The sequence below is a fragment of the Flavitalea antarctica genome (assembly GCF_054461535.1).
Genome location: NZ_JBTLQG010000030.1, coordinates 14,773 through 29,573 on the forward strand (window position 1 = coordinate 14,773; position 14,801 = coordinate 29,573).

Annotated in this window: 11 protein-coding genes; 5 read left to right on the top strand and 6 right to left on the bottom strand. The window is 43.5% G+C overall.

Annotation, left to right across the window (positions count from 1 at the left end; genetic code table 11):
• Positions 1 to 121 precede the first annotated feature (121 nt).
• A complete protein-coding gene (uvrA, locus tag ACX0G7_RS20865) occupies positions 122 to 2,947 on the bottom strand; it encodes an excinuclease ABC subunit UvrA (RefSeq protein WP_458925462.1) in 2,826 nt (941 codons plus the stop codon).
• 264 nt (positions 2,948 to 3,211) lie between these two features.
• Here uvrA and ACX0G7_RS20870 point away from each other — a divergent pair, with 264 nt between their 5' ends.
• Positions 3,212 to 3,793: an RNA polymerase sigma factor gene (locus ACX0G7_RS20870; RefSeq protein WP_458925463.1), complete on the top strand. Its 582-nt coding sequence runs from the start codon at positions 3,212 to 3,214 to the stop codon at positions 3,791 to 3,793.
• Between the two features lie 396 nt (positions 3,794 to 4,189).
• Here ACX0G7_RS20870 and ACX0G7_RS20875 read toward each other — a convergent pair whose 3' ends face one another.
• The 5 genes from ACX0G7_RS20875 to ACX0G7_RS20895 all read right to left on the bottom strand — a co-directional run bounded on the left by ACX0G7_RS20875 (position 4,190) and on the right by ACX0G7_RS20895 (position 10,126).
• Positions 4,190 to 6,127: a protein-disulfide reductase DsbD family protein gene (locus tag ACX0G7_RS20875; protein ID WP_458925464.1), complete on the bottom strand. Its 1,938-nt coding sequence runs from the start codon at positions 6,125 to 6,127 to the stop codon at positions 4,190 to 4,192.
• A gap of 82 nt (positions 6,128 to 6,209) precedes the next feature.
• Positions 6,210 to 6,662 (bottom strand): protein-disulfide reductase DsbD domain-containing protein, encoded by a 453-nt coding sequence (locus ACX0G7_RS20880; RefSeq protein WP_458925465.1) that lies wholly within the window; start codon positions 6,660 to 6,662, stop codon positions 6,210 to 6,212.
• A gap of 75 nt (positions 6,663 to 6,737) precedes the next feature.
• Positions 6,738 to 7,463: a phosphoribosylformylglycinamidine synthase subunit PurQ gene (gene purQ / locus ACX0G7_RS20885; RefSeq protein ID WP_458925466.1), complete on the bottom strand. Its 726-nt coding sequence runs from the start codon at positions 7,461 to 7,463 to the stop codon at positions 6,738 to 6,740.
• Positions 7,464 to 7,500: 37 nt separating this feature from the next.
• Positions 7,501 to 8,487: a DUF6427 family protein gene (locus tag ACX0G7_RS20890; RefSeq protein ID WP_458925467.1), complete on the bottom strand. Its 987-nt coding sequence runs from the start codon at positions 8,485 to 8,487 to the stop codon at positions 7,501 to 7,503.
• Between the two features lie 109 nt (positions 8,488 to 8,596).
• Positions 8,597 to 10,126 (bottom strand): hypothetical protein, encoded by a 1,530-nt coding sequence (locus ACX0G7_RS20895; RefSeq protein ID WP_458925468.1) that lies wholly within the window; start codon positions 10,124 to 10,126, stop codon positions 8,597 to 8,599.
• Between the two features lie 259 nt (positions 10,127 to 10,385).
• Here ACX0G7_RS20895 and ACX0G7_RS20900 point away from each other — a divergent pair, with 259 nt between their 5' ends.
• The 4 genes from ACX0G7_RS20900 to ACX0G7_RS20915 all read left to right on the top strand — a co-directional run bounded on the left by ACX0G7_RS20900 (position 10,386) and on the right by ACX0G7_RS20915 (position 14,798).
• Positions 10,386 to 12,374 carry a KUP/HAK/KT family potassium transporter gene (locus tag ACX0G7_RS20900; protein ID WP_458925469.1) on the top strand — a complete coding sequence of 663 codons (1,989 nt, stop codon included), beginning with the start codon at positions 10,386 to 10,388 and terminating at the stop codon, positions 12,372 to 12,374.
• Between the two features lie 78 nt (positions 12,375 to 12,452).
• Positions 12,453 to 13,235, top strand: a complete 783-nt coding sequence (locus ACX0G7_RS20905; RefSeq protein WP_458925470.1) for an alpha/beta hydrolase — start codon at positions 12,453 to 12,455, stop codon at positions 13,233 to 13,235.
• 1 nt (position 13,236) lies between these two features.
• On the top strand, positions 13,237 to 14,049 hold the full coding sequence (locus tag ACX0G7_RS20910) for an alpha/beta hydrolase (RefSeq protein WP_458925471.1): 813 nt from the start codon (positions 13,237 to 13,239) through the stop codon (positions 14,047 to 14,049).
• A 296-nt stretch (positions 14,050 to 14,345) separates the two neighbouring features.
• Positions 14,346 to 14,798: a hypothetical protein gene (locus ACX0G7_RS20915; protein ID WP_458925472.1), complete on the top strand. Its 453-nt coding sequence runs from the start codon at positions 14,346 to 14,348 to the stop codon at positions 14,796 to 14,798.
• Positions 14,799 to 14,801: the final 3 nt, after the last annotated feature.

A 14,801-nucleotide genomic window follows, 5' to 3' on the forward strand; every position in this document is an offset into this window, starting at 1 on the left:
TTAAGCTAAATACTCAAAAAGGCCGGGGTTCTTCGAAACTCCGGCCTTTTTGTTTTTGAATTACTGACGTTGATTCACGTAACTGAGTTAAACCTTCATTTTGAGAATTGACACTGTCTGACTAGAGGTAGTTCGCCGTCTGGCTACCGGCTATTTTCTTCAAGCCTTCTGGCACACCCGAATAAATGATCTTTCCCCCTGCATCCCCTGCTTCCGGTCCAAGATCTATGACCCAGTCAGCGGACCTGATCACATCGGTGTTGTGTTCGATCACGAGGATGGAATGCCCCTGGGCAATTAAGGCCTGGAAGGATCCCAGCAATTTTTTGATATCATGAAAATGCAAACCGGTTGTCGGCTCATCGAAAATGAACAAGATATGACCCTGGGCCTTCCCTTTAACCAGGAAAGAAGCGAGCTTTACCCGTTGGGCCTCGCCACCCGATAATGTATCGGATGACTGGCCAAGTTTCACATAACCAAGACCAACATCACTTAATGGTTTTATTTTTGGGAATATGTCCTTTTCATCCTTGAAAAATTCCAGGGCCTCATCCACACTAAGCTCCAGCAATTCATAAATGTTTTTCCCTTTGTAGGTCACTTCAAGCACCTCTTCCTTAAAACGCTTACCGCCACATGATTCGCAGGTTAGGTGAACATCAGCTAAAAACTGCATTTCCACAACCTGCTCACCTTCACCCTTACAGGTATCACACCGGCCGCCATCAACATTAAATGAAAAATGTTTCGGCTGAAACCCGCGCATCTTGCTTAGTGGCTGCTTTGCATATAAATCACGTATCTCGTCATAAGCTTTTATGTAAGTTACCGGGTTACTTCTCGAAGATTTTCCGATCGGGTTCTGGTCAACCATCTCTATCTGCGAGATATAATCAAGGTCTCCGCTGATCACCTTATGTAAACCAACCTTGTCGCTGAATTCACCTTTCAACTTTCTTAAAGCAGGGTAAAGCACCTGTTTTACAAGCGTTGTTTTACCACTGCCACTCACACCACTCACCACGCATAAAAGATCCAGCGGGAAAACGGCAGTTACATCCTGGAGATTGTTTTGTCTTGCCCCTTCAACCGTTATCGATCTTTTCCACTTACGTACCTGGGCAGGAGGTTCAATCTTCAGTTTACCAGTCAGGTATTTACCGGTAAGACTTGCCGGGTTTGCGACGATCTCGTCATAGTTACCACTGGCAACCACTTCACCACCGAGGTGGGAAGCAAGCGGGCCCATGTCGATGATATGATCCGCTTCCCGCATCATCATTTCATCATGCTCCACAACGACTACTGTATTACCAAGATCCCTGAGTTCCTTTAAAACCCGGATCAGTCTCTCGGTATCCCGGGAATGAAGACCTATCGATGGTTCATCAAGTATGTACAAAGAATTGGTGAGATTGGACCCAAGCGAACGGGTCAGCTGTATCCTTTGGCTCTCTCCACCGCTCAGGGAATTGGCAAGCCGGTTAAGCGTAAGATAACCTAAACCCACATCAAGCAAAGTCTTTAACCGGTGATTGATCTCAATAAGGATTCGTTTTGAAACCTGCACCTGGTATTCCGTAAGGTTGAGCGTCTCAAACCAGGCAGATAAATCTTTTACCTGCATTTCACACAACTCACCGATATGCTTACCCGAAACCTGCACATACAAAGCTTCCTTGCGCAGGCGATACCCATTACATTCCGGGCAACTTGTGCGACCACGATACCTCGATAATAATACCCGGTATTGAACCTTGTAAAGATTTTGCTCTACTTCTTTGAAGAAAGCATTTATTCCTTCTACATACTCGTTCCCTTCCCAAAGTACCTTATACTGTTCTTTGGTAAGATCCATGATCGGTTTGTGAACAGGAAAATTGAATTTCTTTGCGGCCTTGATAAACTGTTCTTTCCAAAGGCTCAGCTTTTCCCCTCTCCAGGGAGCAACTGCATTTTCGTACAGGCTTAACCGCTTGTCAGGTATTACCAGGTCGGAATCAATACCCAATACCATACTAAAGCCTTCGCAAACCGGGCAGGCTCCAAACGGGTTATTGAACGAAAACAGATTGGGAACCGGCTCCTCGAAAACTATTCCGTCTAGTTCAAATTTGTTGGAAAAGTTCAGCCGCGTACCAGCGTTTATTTCCAGCGTTAGTTCACCTTCTCCTTCATAAAATGCGGTGCCAGCAGAATCTGCGATCCGGTGCAAATCGTCTTCATCGAATTCTTTGACGACAAGCCTGTCAATCAACAGGTAAGTATAAATATCAGGCTGCCAGTCCGGTGTTTCCAACAAATCTTCCAGTCTTAGTACTTCGCCCGTGCCGTTGGATTTCGGTTTCGGCGCCTGGTATAGTCTTGAAAAACCTTTTTGTATCAGTATGTTGAGTTCTTCGGTTGTCTGTCGGTTTGCGTGTTGCCTGAAGGGTACAAGAATCAGCACTTTATCATCTGTCTTCAATCCACTGATTGTTTTGACCACATCCGCTACATCATCCTTTTTGACTTCCCTTCCGGAAACCGGTGAAATAGTTTTACCCGCCCTGGCAAACAACAAACGCAGGTAATCGTAAATTTCGGTCATACTTCCCACGGTAGAACGGGGCGTTCTTGTAACTACCTTTTGCTCTATTGCAATCGCGGGGCAAAGACCTTTGATAAAGTCAACATCCGGCTTACTCATCCTTGCCATAAACTGCCTCGCATATGCGCTTAAGCTTTCGGCATATCGGCGCTGCCCTTCGGCAAATAAAGTGTCTATGGTAAGTGAAGATTTTCCGGAGCCTGAAACGCCGGTGACTACGATCAACTTATTACGGGGAATTTCTACTGAAATATTCTTCAGGTTATGAACCCTTGCACCTTTTATATATATGTTATCGGAAGATCTAAGAACTGATTCGCTTACTGCTTTTGGCTTTTTTGTCTTAACTGGCATATCTTAAATGCAAATTTATCCCTTCATGGCTGGTTTTTAAGTAGAAATATTCATGGAGATTGGGTATAATCTCTAAAAAGATTGCTAAAGTTTTGTTTTCTGCAAAAAGTTAATATCTTTAAACGGTAATTTGTACAATAAATACGAAAACTAAACTCATCGCCTATCGAGATCCCCACTTCTACTTTTTAAGAAAAGCCGTTTCCGACAAAATCCATTATTACAATTTTTAATATCCTATCACCTTCAAAACCCGTAGAAGTTATGAATTCTTTACGTACTAAGACCGATCACGAACTCATCCACGATTTCAAGGATGGTAATTTGTATGCGCTGGAAACTTTAGTTATCCGCCACAAAGACAAGATGTACACCTCTATTTTGTTCCTTGTAAAGGACAAGTATCTTGCCGAAGACATCTTCCAGGACGTTTTAATCAAAATTATCGACACAATCCGCGGTGGCCGTTACACTGAAGAAGGAAAATTCCTTCCATGGGCAATGCGTATCGCACACAATCTTTGTGTAGATCATTTCCGTAAAGTAAAACGCACTCCCGCTATCAAGACCAGCGATGATCGTGACATTTTTGAAGTAATCAACTTTACCGAAGACGGTGCAGACGTTAAAATGATGAAACGCCAGAGCCACGATCGCGTAAGACAGATGCTTGATTTGTTACCCGAAGATCAACGTGAAGTAATCATTCTACGTCATTATGCTGATTTAAGCTTCAAGGAAATCGCTTCTCTTACAAACTGCAGCATAAATACTGCGCTTGGAAGAATGCGTTATGGACTTATCAATCTGCGTAAGATGATGACCCAGAAAAAAATCGCGTTATAATCAGTACGAAGAATTATAATTAGATTAAAGTACATGTTTTCTATTAAATTTTAACACCGGCCGTAAAAAGGGAACGGATCGAATGCTTAAATTTGAAGAAAATTATACGCCACGATATTGTCATTCTGTGGCTCCCTCTAGACCCTTTCACTAGAATTGCTTGCTGTTTGGAAGGTTGTTACAGAATGACGCCTAATTAAAGACCTCAGTCGAAAGCTGAGGTCTTTTTGATATATACAAACCTCTGAAACCATTGAAGGAGTTATGAGTTGAGAGTTATGAGTTATGAGTGAGTTATGAGTAAGTTATGAGTGAGTTATAAATAATAATAAATGGTACTTATAACTGAATTTTTCCCAATTCATAACTCACTCATAACTCATAACTCCCAATTCATCACTTCTTTAACGCCTTAATGCCACAATTCAGCCACTCCGCAAACTCAGCGGCATTAGGAGTATAGCCCTTAGTCCTGGTCAGCACTTTCTCATCAGGACTTATGATGGCATACTGCGGTTGAGCAACAGCGTTGAAGTTTTCAGATTGGAAAGTGGCCCATTTATCGCCTACAGTAAGGATTTGCTTAATGGACTGGTTTTTTGTCTTGTAATTTATCTGGTCGGCAGCAGGCAGTGTTTTCCGCTCGTCAACATATAATGATACTACCACAAATTCGTTTTTCATCAGTGCCCCTACCTTCTCATCGGTCCAGACATTCTCTTCCATCCGACGGCAATTGACACAGGCCCACCCGGTAAAATCTATCAGTATTGGCTTGTTCAGTTTTTTTGCGAGGGTTAGCGCTTCTTCATAGTCACGTAAAGGCTCAATCCCTGTTTCACAATTTACCGGCTTAGCATAAACGCTATAACAAAGCGGGGGAGGAAAACCACTGATCAATGACAGATTCGCTGCTTTTGAGTTCGTAACACCGGGGATAAGATAAAGGGTAAAGCCCGCAAACAGGGCTATAAACACCCACCGGGTCGCGCTGAACTTTCCAACAGGGCTATCATGCGGGAACTTTATCTTACCCAGCAGGTACAACACCAGCAATATCCCGATGATTATCCACGCACCTATAAAGATTTCTCTTTTGACAATTCCCCACTGTTCAACAAGATCGGCATTAGATAAAAACTTAATAGCCATTGCCAGTTCCAGGAAACCCAGCACTACCTTGACAGTATTGAGCCAGCCACCGGATTTTGGCAAAGATTGTAACCAACCCGGAAACATGGCAAAAATGGCAAAGGGAAGCGCCAGGCCAAAACCGAAGCCGCCCATGCCGAAAGTAAGTTGCATGGGCCCGCCGTTGCTGGATAAAGCGCCTACCAATAATGAACCCAGTATAGGACCGGTACAGGAGAAGGAAACAATGGCAAGCGTTAAAGCCATAAAGAAAATGCCTGCCAGGTTAGATCCACTGGATTTGGCACCAGCTGTATTAGACACACTTCCGGGTAAGGTAATTTCGAAATACCCGAAAAAAGAAATGGCAAACACTACAAACACCACAAAAAACAGCAGGTTGAGCCAGACATTCGTGGAGATGTTATTCAGGATCTCCGGGTTGCCTTCACCGATCAGGTGAAACGGAAGGCTGAGTAAAATATAGATCAGGAAAATGAACCCTCCATAAACCAAAGCGTTCCTTATGCCTTTCGAACGACTCTGAGATTGCTTTGTAAAAAACGACACTGTAAGCGGTATCAATGGGAACACACAGGGAGTTAACAGGGCGATAAATCCTCCCAACAAACCCAGCAGAAAGATCCCGAATAAGCCCTTGCCTGCAGTGCCTTCATCGCCACAATCACTAACGGGATTGTTCAGATCGAAACTGCTGATCAGAATCCGGGTTTCGGATTTTGTTCCACCCTCAAGTGTAACAGAAAAAGGCAGTGGATTTAGCGGATAAAAAGCTTCGCCTCTTCCATAGGTATAACTCATGGTACCGATAAGCGTTTCGGGGACTTTACCCGGAAATTTTATGGTAAGCGCAAAACTGGCCTCCCCATTGTATACTTTAAAAGGCGCATTATCAAAAAGGACAGATTTTATTACTTGCGGTTTACCCTTTTCTTCAAAAGGTTTAAGTTCCTGGATTGAGGAATCTGAGAAATCCACCTCCATTGCAGGAACCTCGCTTATCACCTCGTTAGGACCATAAAGATCCCAGGCCGGTGCACCTGCTGTTGTGAAGTTTAGTTTATATGTATTGTCAGCGATTTTCTGACTGGTCACTTCCCATTTAAATATGGCCGAATCCTGCGCGCTGACCGTTGTAAATACAAATATTACACAAAGAGTGAAAAGTAAAAATCGTTTCATTTACCTGGGATTAACACCTAAAAAAACAAACGAGTTCTTCATATGAAGAACTCGTTCCAATATTATTAAGAGACGAAAAACATTATTCGCCAATGTTTACAGCGAAAGGAATTTCGGTAGGTGGCAAACATTGTTTATCATCACAAACCATAAACTCAACCTTACCGGCCAGATTCGTTTTTGCAGTGCCACGAACCTTTACCGTCTGGATGAAGTTGACAGACTTTTCATAGAATCGCACTTCCGATTTAAAAGCATCTTCATACACTTTCTTCATCTTACCAACTTCCTTAACGTTTCCATCAAAGCTTAGCAATGGATTTTTCGTGAATTTGAAAGCGGTTGGCTGAGGCCCCTCGCCGGCATCCTGCGCATACATGTGCCAGTTAGGATTGATGTCAGCGGTCATATGGATCTCATAGGTTTTATCTGCAATTTTTTTCGCAGCAAAAGTCCATTTGACCTGTTTCCCTGACTGCGCCATCGTTATCAGACCCGAAAAAACCAAAAAACCGATAAGTAAAAAGTGCCTCATAATCTACGTTTAGTGATACAACTCCTATAACTCAAATCCGGACTCAAAATTCTATCTTATTATGCTAATAAAAGACTAAATATTGACCAGATCTGTTACAGGTTTTACAATTCCGGCTGGCTTTAAGGAAAAAAGAGATTCCAAGATCAGACGGCCATCGGTATTCCCAAGACTGGAAGAACAGGCACGCTCAGGATGGGGCATCATACCAAATACATTTCTCTCTTTGTTGCAAATGCCGGCGATATTGCGTGTGGCACCATTTGGATTAACAATCCCATTGGGATTAACCTCGGTGGTGATGTTTCCATGTTCGTCGCAATAACGGTAGAGCACCTGGCCGTTAGACTCCAGTTCATCAAGGATATGCTCATCAGCATAATATCGGCCTTCTCCATGCGCCACCGGTAGTTTGTACACTTTGTCGGCATCAGGTGTCCGCAGGTAAATATTTTTACAAATGAACTGTTGATTTGCGTTCCTGAGCAGCACTCCCGGAAGCAGGTGTGACTCGCATAAAATCTGGAATCCGTTACATATACCTAGCACTTTTCCGCCGTCTTTTGCGAATTCGATAACGCTTTGCATCATTGGGCTGAACCGGGCAATTGCGCCACAACGTAGATAATCACCATACGAGAAACCACCGGGCAACACGATACAATCATCCTTGGTAAACGCAGCCAGTGACTTGTCCTTGTGCCAGAGCATCAAAACTTCCTGGTTAAGGTCATTTTGAAGTGCTTCCTGCATGTCTCTATCGCAATTGGACCCTGGGAAAACTACAACTCCGAATTTCATTCTAAGAATTTGGTTGAAGAGGTCAAAGATAAGAAAATCAGGGAAGGAAATAATTTACGTAGACAGCAAAAGCGAAAATGACCCAGTGCATCGTCAATGGAAACCACTTGTTTACAGGATAATAATAGGCGGCGGCGTGGAATGCGGCCAGCGGCATCACCGAAAGCGCCCAGTTAACATAGTTGTTCTCTCCCCCATTTACCACGATAATAAGCAGGGACATTATGAGGAATAATAACAAAAGGCTCCAGTTTTTTCTACCCTGGATCAACATCTTGTTGAGGTTATTCTGCACAAAAACGCCCCCGATAATAAACGGCACCACCAGCAATATGATGCTAAAGGTGACAGCGAGGGAAGATGGCATGGTGGGCAGCCTGAAAGAGATAGTAGGAAGCATCTGGCGCCAGTGCCACTGGTCCTGGAAGTATAATATCAGCAACAGGAAATAATACGGAGCACTGATGCCCAACAGACCGATCAGCCACTCCCGGATGCGGAATGGCCGCATGATAAAAAGGGCCAGTAACAGCAGCAATACAAATACTATCGCAGGCTGGTATAACAGTGTCACCACACCCATTATCATCCCGATATTAAAAATAGAGGCTACCGGTTTTGGGGTGTTGTATAGGTTGGTCATCCTGTAAAATATCCAGATCAGGAACAGGTTGATAATAAGCGGAGCTGAGAAATAGTTCCATTCAGGAAACAGGGAAGTCAGCAGCAAGTATGACATGGCCGGGAGATAGTTCGGCCGGGGCAGCATTTTTAGCTCGTTGCAGATCCTGTTAAACAATGTTGCCTGTAAATACAGCAATACGAAGCTGATCAGGGAATAAATAGCGGCCGGCAGTTTGAGCGGCTCAAGAAAATCAAGTAACCAGGTGTAAAGATAATGATCATCACCTGGGTGACGTACGGGTCCGGATGGGTTCAGGAACATGCCAAATTTTAGCAACATTCCGTATATGATCAGTATTACCGCATTGCCCTGGTTTTTTTGCCTGAAAATGCCAATCACAGAGGATATTTAGCTCAATATTACAATTAACTCCATCAAATTCAATGCATCGCAGGAAAAATGAACTGATTATTTCAGATTGCTAACTGGAACTATTTAGCTGTAACAATTAAAACTCGATTTTGGCGAAGGTCAGGTAATTGCGGTTCTGGCAGGGGACGACCATCGCTCTTGCACTGATCTGTTTTCCATACCTTGGCATAAACTCAACCCCTCTTTCGAGATTCTTCAGAGTCGGGCGACGGGTGACCTTACCATCGGGGCTGATGCTATGATCATTCAGCATTAGGGTCCTTTTCTCGTACTGGTTAAACAGGAAATGAAGCTCTCCACCAGTATTCATGATCTGGTTGGATATCAAAGCATCGCTCTCATCATCATATTGCGTCTTGGGTATTATGTTGGTCCATTCCACACCGCCATCCTTGTCAAAGGAGATGATCATAATGTTTTCAGCATGGTAACGGGTAGATTGGTTGCCTCCAAATCTGTTCCAGGCGGATCCATATGGATTATAGAATGGCGAATAATAACTCGGCGAACTGAACCCTCCGCCCCACGGATTGTTCCAGCCCATATAATCCCACCTGTTAAAAGAGTTCCCTCTTGAACTGGTGTAGTTGGATTCGCTCACCAGGAGATAGCCGCCGTCTTTCCTGGTAATGATATTTTTAATGAAAAAGTCATTGAAAGCGAGTCTGACATTCGCGTCGGGACCCTTGGCGGTCTTCCGCAGATCATCTGAGAATGCGATCACAGTTTCCTTGCGGATACCATTAATTGCTTTATCCCAGACCACGGTGTACAGCCCCTCGATGTTGCCTTTTTTCTGTTTGTAAAAGAAACCGCTGAATAAAAACCGTTTGTTGGTATTGTCTACCTTGATTTTGATCTCATCAAGGATACGGTCGCCGGTTTTGAGATCCTGGATGATGAATTCTTCCTTATCAGCAGGTTTTATAATAAGTTTCAAATCGGAAATAAAGTCGCTGTTTGACTTGCGGACAAACTTCCCGAACACCATTGCCCCTTCATTATCAACCAGGAACTCCGTGAAATAATCGTTCTTTTCCTCCATCGGCATGCTCATCCGGTGTTTTGTCTGCAGCTTCAGCTCTTCATCAAACAAAAGGGTCGTAAAAATGAAATTCTTTTGGTTTTTGTTGTTGATCTTGAAGATCATCACCTTCTTTTTATCATCGCTGAAGACGGTGGTATAGATCTTATTGTTAGCCGAGAAGCCAATCTTAGTTGTATCCAGTTCGATAGGATCAATCATCATTTTACCCTGGCTGTTCAATTTCACCGCCATGCAATAAAGAATGTTCCTTTCCTGGTACTGGTAGATCATCCAGGCATGGTCCGGGTGAGGGATAAAGTCAACGTTCACCCAACGGCTGCTGTTATTCAGGTTGATCCTGTCGATCAGCTTCATTTCTCCATCGTAAACGCAGATATCGTTCTCGCTCCGGTTGTTTTTGAAGATCAGGATGTTGTTGCCCACCTTGCCGATTATGTCAAAGTTTGTCCTGCGGCTGTCCTCACGTTCGGGCTGGGAATAATATATCCTTTGTGAAATGCCCGCAAACGAGAAGAATGATATAAAAAACAGGGAAAGAAGGAAAGGTCTCAAATACATACAGGCTGGTTTCATCGTTGACAGGTATCTTCATGCCAAATTAAGGATTACAATACGGCTTCCCAAAATTTGACACCATTTTTAGGCTTTTATAATATACGTAAAATTATGAGATGGGATGGGTGGAGATAGTGTTGGCAGGCAGTTATAAAACATCTGTTAAATAGTTTTTTTCCGTATACCTTTGTGAAGCGCCAGTGACCCTGGCGCAATTTTGTTAACAAACCCTTTCACCCTAGCCACACTTAACTATTTTATCGTGGGCAAACAGACGAACAAGGTCACTGCAGCTGGACTTATTATAGCGCTCGGGATTATTTACGGGGACATAGGAACCTCTCCACTCTACGTTTTCAACGCAATTATTTCTGACAGAACGATTTCCGAGTCGCTGATAGTCGGTAGTCTATCATGTATCATATGGACGCTCACCCTGCAAACAACAATCAAATATGTAACACTGGTTCTGAAGGCTGATAACCGGGGGGAAGGTGGCACCTTCGCGCTTTATGCCCTGGTAAGGCGACAAAAAAAATGGCTGGTGTTACCCGCCATGTTGGGAGGTGCGGCCCTGCTTGCAGATGGTATCATTACCCCACCAATTTCAATCACCTCGGCCATAGAGGGGCTAAGGGAACTTCCTGTACTGCGTGAACTCGGAACACAGGATAACACTATTGTTATCATTGTGATCAGTATACTTGTCCTGTTCTTTTTTCTTCAGCAATTTGGTACCACCGCAATAGGAAAGTTGTTTGGGCCCATCATGTTCATATGGTTTACCATGCTGGCCATTCTGGGTGTCTACCATATTTTTGATGACCTTTCTATTTTCAAGGCATTAAGCCCATACTACGCCATTAATTTCCTTGCAACATACCCCAGCGGTTTTTGGCTCCTGGGAGCGGTGTTTTTGTGTACCACTGGTGCCGAAGCACTGTATAGTGACCTTGGACATTGTGGCCGGGCTAATATCCGCACTTCGTGGTTTTATGTAAAAAGCTGCCTGCTGTTGAATTACTTCGGCCAGGGAGCTTACCTGCTTGCCAATTACCGTGGTATCACCGTTAATGAGGCTGCCAGGAAATTGCAGGGCATCAATGCATTTTATGACCTGATGCCGCATTGGTTTATTATACCTGGTGTTGTAATCGCCACCACCGCAGCCATTATCGCCAGCCAGGCAATGATCTCGGGATCGTTTACCCTTATCAGCGAAGCAATGCGCCTGAATCTCTGGCCAAAATTCAAGATCAGGTATCCTTCTGAGGAAAAGGGCCAGCTTTTTATTCCGGCTGTCAACATGCTGCTTTTCATTGGTTGCGTTGGCGTGGTTCTCTATTTCCGGGAGTCCAATAAAATGGAAGCCGCTTACGGCCTCGCTATTATCGTTACGATGATATCGACGACAATACTTTTTGCGAACTATCTCATCGGAAAACGTGTGCCGGCCGTATGGATCTATGTGTTCCTGATAGGTTACTTTATCATTGAATCGGCTTTTCTTGTCGCCCTGCTTCAAAAATTCACACATGGCGGTTATATAACGCTGATCATGGGAGGAGTGATGTTCGGGATCATGTACGTCTGGTATAGAAGCAGGAAGATCAAAAACAGGTATGTTGAATTTGTAAGGCTGGAACATTATATCCCCCAGATCCAGGAACTGAGTAATGACAGAACAGTTCCAAAATACGCCACTCACCTGGTATATCTGACGAGTGCAAACAATCCGAAAGAGATAGAACATAAGATCATTTATTCCATCCTCAATAAAAAACCAAAACGTTCAGATATTTACTGGTTCGTGCACGTCGATACGCTCGACGATCCCTATACCTGTGAATACAAGGTGGACCATATCATTCCAAATGATATCATCCGTGTAGAATTCAGGCTCGGTTTCCGCATGGAACCGAAAATCAATCTTATGTTCCGGAAAGTAGTCGCTGACCTGGTAGCAAATAAGGAAGTGAATATCACGAGCCGTTACGAGTCACTGGAAAGAAATAACGTAGTGGGCGATTTCCAGTTTATCGTCATGGAAAAATACCTGAGCCAGGATAATGAATTACCGTTTTTCGAACGCGTAGTAATGAAGCTGTACTTCTGGCTGAAAGAACTCAGCTTGTCTGAAGAAAAGGGATTCGGCCTGGATACCGCCAATGTTACTATCGAAAAATTCCCGCTCATTGTGGCCCCGGTAACAAACCTGAAGTTGAAAAGAATACACCCGGTTGAGTTGTGAGTTTGGAGTGATGTCTTAACACATCATCCGGCACTCATCACTCATCACTCATCACTCATCACTCAGAACTCTATTCCCATGTTTTGGGTATATACCTTAGCTTCCTTAATTGGCTTAAGTATACTGATCTACTTCATCCAGGATCGGTTTATTTTCAAGCCTGAAAAACTTAAACAGGATTTTCAGTTCAAATTCGACCTGCCTTTCCGTGAATTGTTTTTTGATGTGGGGCCCGAAGTCCGCATAAACGGGCTGCATTTTTACCGGGAGGATCCCCTGGGACTTGTGTTTTATCTGCATGGTAATACCCGCAGTATAAAGGGTTGGAGCAAATATGCAAAAGATTTTTATCGCTACGGCTATGATGTTGTACTTGCTGATTACCGTGGATTCGGTAAAAGCACCGGGAAAAGAAGCGAGGCTGACCTGTTAAGTGATATGCAATTTGTTTATCAAAAACTTGCCGAGCAATACACTGAGCATCATATCCTGGTATACGGAAGGAGCCTTGGTAGCGGATTTGCGTGTAAGATCGCTTCAGAGAACAAACCAAGATACCTCATACTTGATTCGCCGTATTACAATCTATTGAAGGTAGTGGGAAGATTTCTTCCGCTTCTGCCGGTCAAATGGGTATTGCGATATCATCTCCGGACCGATAGATGGATCCGACATGTGAACTGTCATACTTATATTATCCACGGTACACGAGACTGGTTGATCCCTATCCGTCATAGCGAGGCCTTACAAAAGATCAGCCCCAATAAAATCACGCTGATACGAATTGAAGGCGGCGGGCATAATAACCTAACTTCGTTCCCCGAATATCACAACTTTATCAGGGATATTCTGAAGTATTGATATGAACAGAAAAAAAGTATTTCGCTGGCTGAGAATTGTCATACTGATTTATGCCACGATAGGTATCCTGATATATTACCTGCAGGATTATATCCTGCTTCATCCAAAAAGTCTTCCCCCCGATCATAAGTTTTCATTTTCGCAGCCTTTCAAAGAATTGAACATTCCCTACAGTGAAAAAGCGAAGATGAACATTGTTCAGTTTAAAACACCGGATACCGTTGTTAAAGGTGTAGTGCTCTACTTCCATGGTAACCGTGAAAATATCAACAGGTACACCGGCATCGTACCGCTGGTTACAAAACATGGATATGAAATATGGATGATAGACTACCCGGGCTTTGGAAAGAGCACCGGAACTTTCTCCGAACAGGTATTGTACGACTGGGCGCTGACTTTTTATAAACTGGCAAGAGCGAGATTTGCACCAGACAGCATCATTATCTATGGCCGTTCACTTGGCTCCGGTATTGCTACGCAGCTGGCTTCAGTGAGGGACTGTAAAAGGTTATTACTCGAAACGCCATACTATAGTATGCCTTCGGTTTTTGAGAGTTATATACCGGTTTATCCCTTCAATAACATTATTCACTACAGGTTCCCTACCTGGGAATATCTTCAAAAAGTTGATGCGCCTGTTTCAATATTTCATGGTGAAGATGATGGTGTGATACCACTCCGGAACGCTAAAAAACTTCAACCATTTCTTAAACCCGGTAGCGAGTTTACAGTAATAGAAGACGGGAGCCATAACGACCTCTTCCGGTTCAAAGGCTACACCTCAAAACTGGACTCATTACTTAGCTTGCCGTGAAATTATCTGCGAAGCATCTGATCAAAGATGGCCATGGCTCCATAAGTCATCCCGGCATTGTCAGTTTGACCTTCAATTTGGTGGGGTAAAATCCAGGGTCATAATCGTCTTTTTTTGCATGGAATGCCAATGCTGTTTAGCCTTAGCAAGTAGTGGGCTATTAATTAAAACGGCCTTTAAAGAGCTGCTCTCAACATCCTTTTTTAAAGGACCCGATAAAAAATTTCCCCAAAAAAATGTAAAACCTGTTTGATATAATGTAAAGTTTACTTTACTTTGTGTCAAATAAAATTGATATGAAATCTAACTTGTTGATCCCATCCAGGTATAAAATTTTGGGCCTGGTGATATTAATCCCCTCATTGCTGCTCGGTTTTTGGTGGCGGTTTTACGAATTTGAAGTGGGCTTTCTTACCATTAAGTCAAGTAAGGAGGGCACCTCGGTTTTCAAAGACCTTCAGTTAAATTTCACCGATGAGATTGCGCTCGCCGGCATCATTGCAGGCCTTTTACTGATTGCATTTTCAAGAGAAAAACATGAGGACGAATTCATCAACCGGATCAGGCTCGAGTCACTGCAATGGGCAGTACTTGTGAATTATGTTCTGTTGATCATTGCTGCCTTCCTGGTGTATGGATGGTCTTTCATAGACGTTATGATGTACAACATGCTCACTGTACTGATCATATTTATTTTGCGGTTTCATCTGATCCTTTACAAAAACAAAACTTCCGCGGACCCAAACTAACAT

Coding starts and splice junctions, on each gene's coding strand:
- uvrA (WP_458925462.1), bottom strand. CDS start 2,947: ATGCCAGTTAAGACAAAAAAGCCAAAAGCAGTAAGCGAATCAGTTCTT.
- ACX0G7_RS20870 (WP_458925463.1), top strand. CDS start 3,212: ATGAATTCTTTACGTACTAAGACCGATCACGAACTCATCCACGATTTC.
- ACX0G7_RS20875 (WP_458925464.1), bottom strand. CDS start 6,127: ATGAAACGATTTTTACTTTTCACTCTTTGTGTAATATTTGTATTTACA.
- ACX0G7_RS20880 (WP_458925465.1), bottom strand. CDS start 6,662: ATGAGGCACTTTTTACTTATCGGTTTTTTGGTTTTTTCGGGTCTGATA.
- purQ (WP_458925466.1), bottom strand. CDS start 7,463: ATGAAATTCGGAGTTGTAGTTTTCCCAGGGTCCAATTGCGATAGAGAC.
- ACX0G7_RS20895 (WP_458925468.1), bottom strand. CDS start 10,126: ATGTATTTGAGACCTTTCCTTCTTTCCCTGTTTTTTATATCATTCTTC.
- ACX0G7_RS20905 (WP_458925470.1), top strand. CDS start 12,453: ATGTTTTGGGTATATACCTTAGCTTCCTTAATTGGCTTAAGTATACTG.
- ACX0G7_RS20910 (WP_458925471.1), top strand. CDS start 13,237: ATGAACAGAAAAAAAGTATTTCGCTGGCTGAGAATTGTCATACTGATT.
- ACX0G7_RS20915 (WP_458925472.1), top strand. CDS start 14,346: ATGAAATCTAACTTGTTGATCCCATCCAGGTATAAAATTTTGGGCCTG.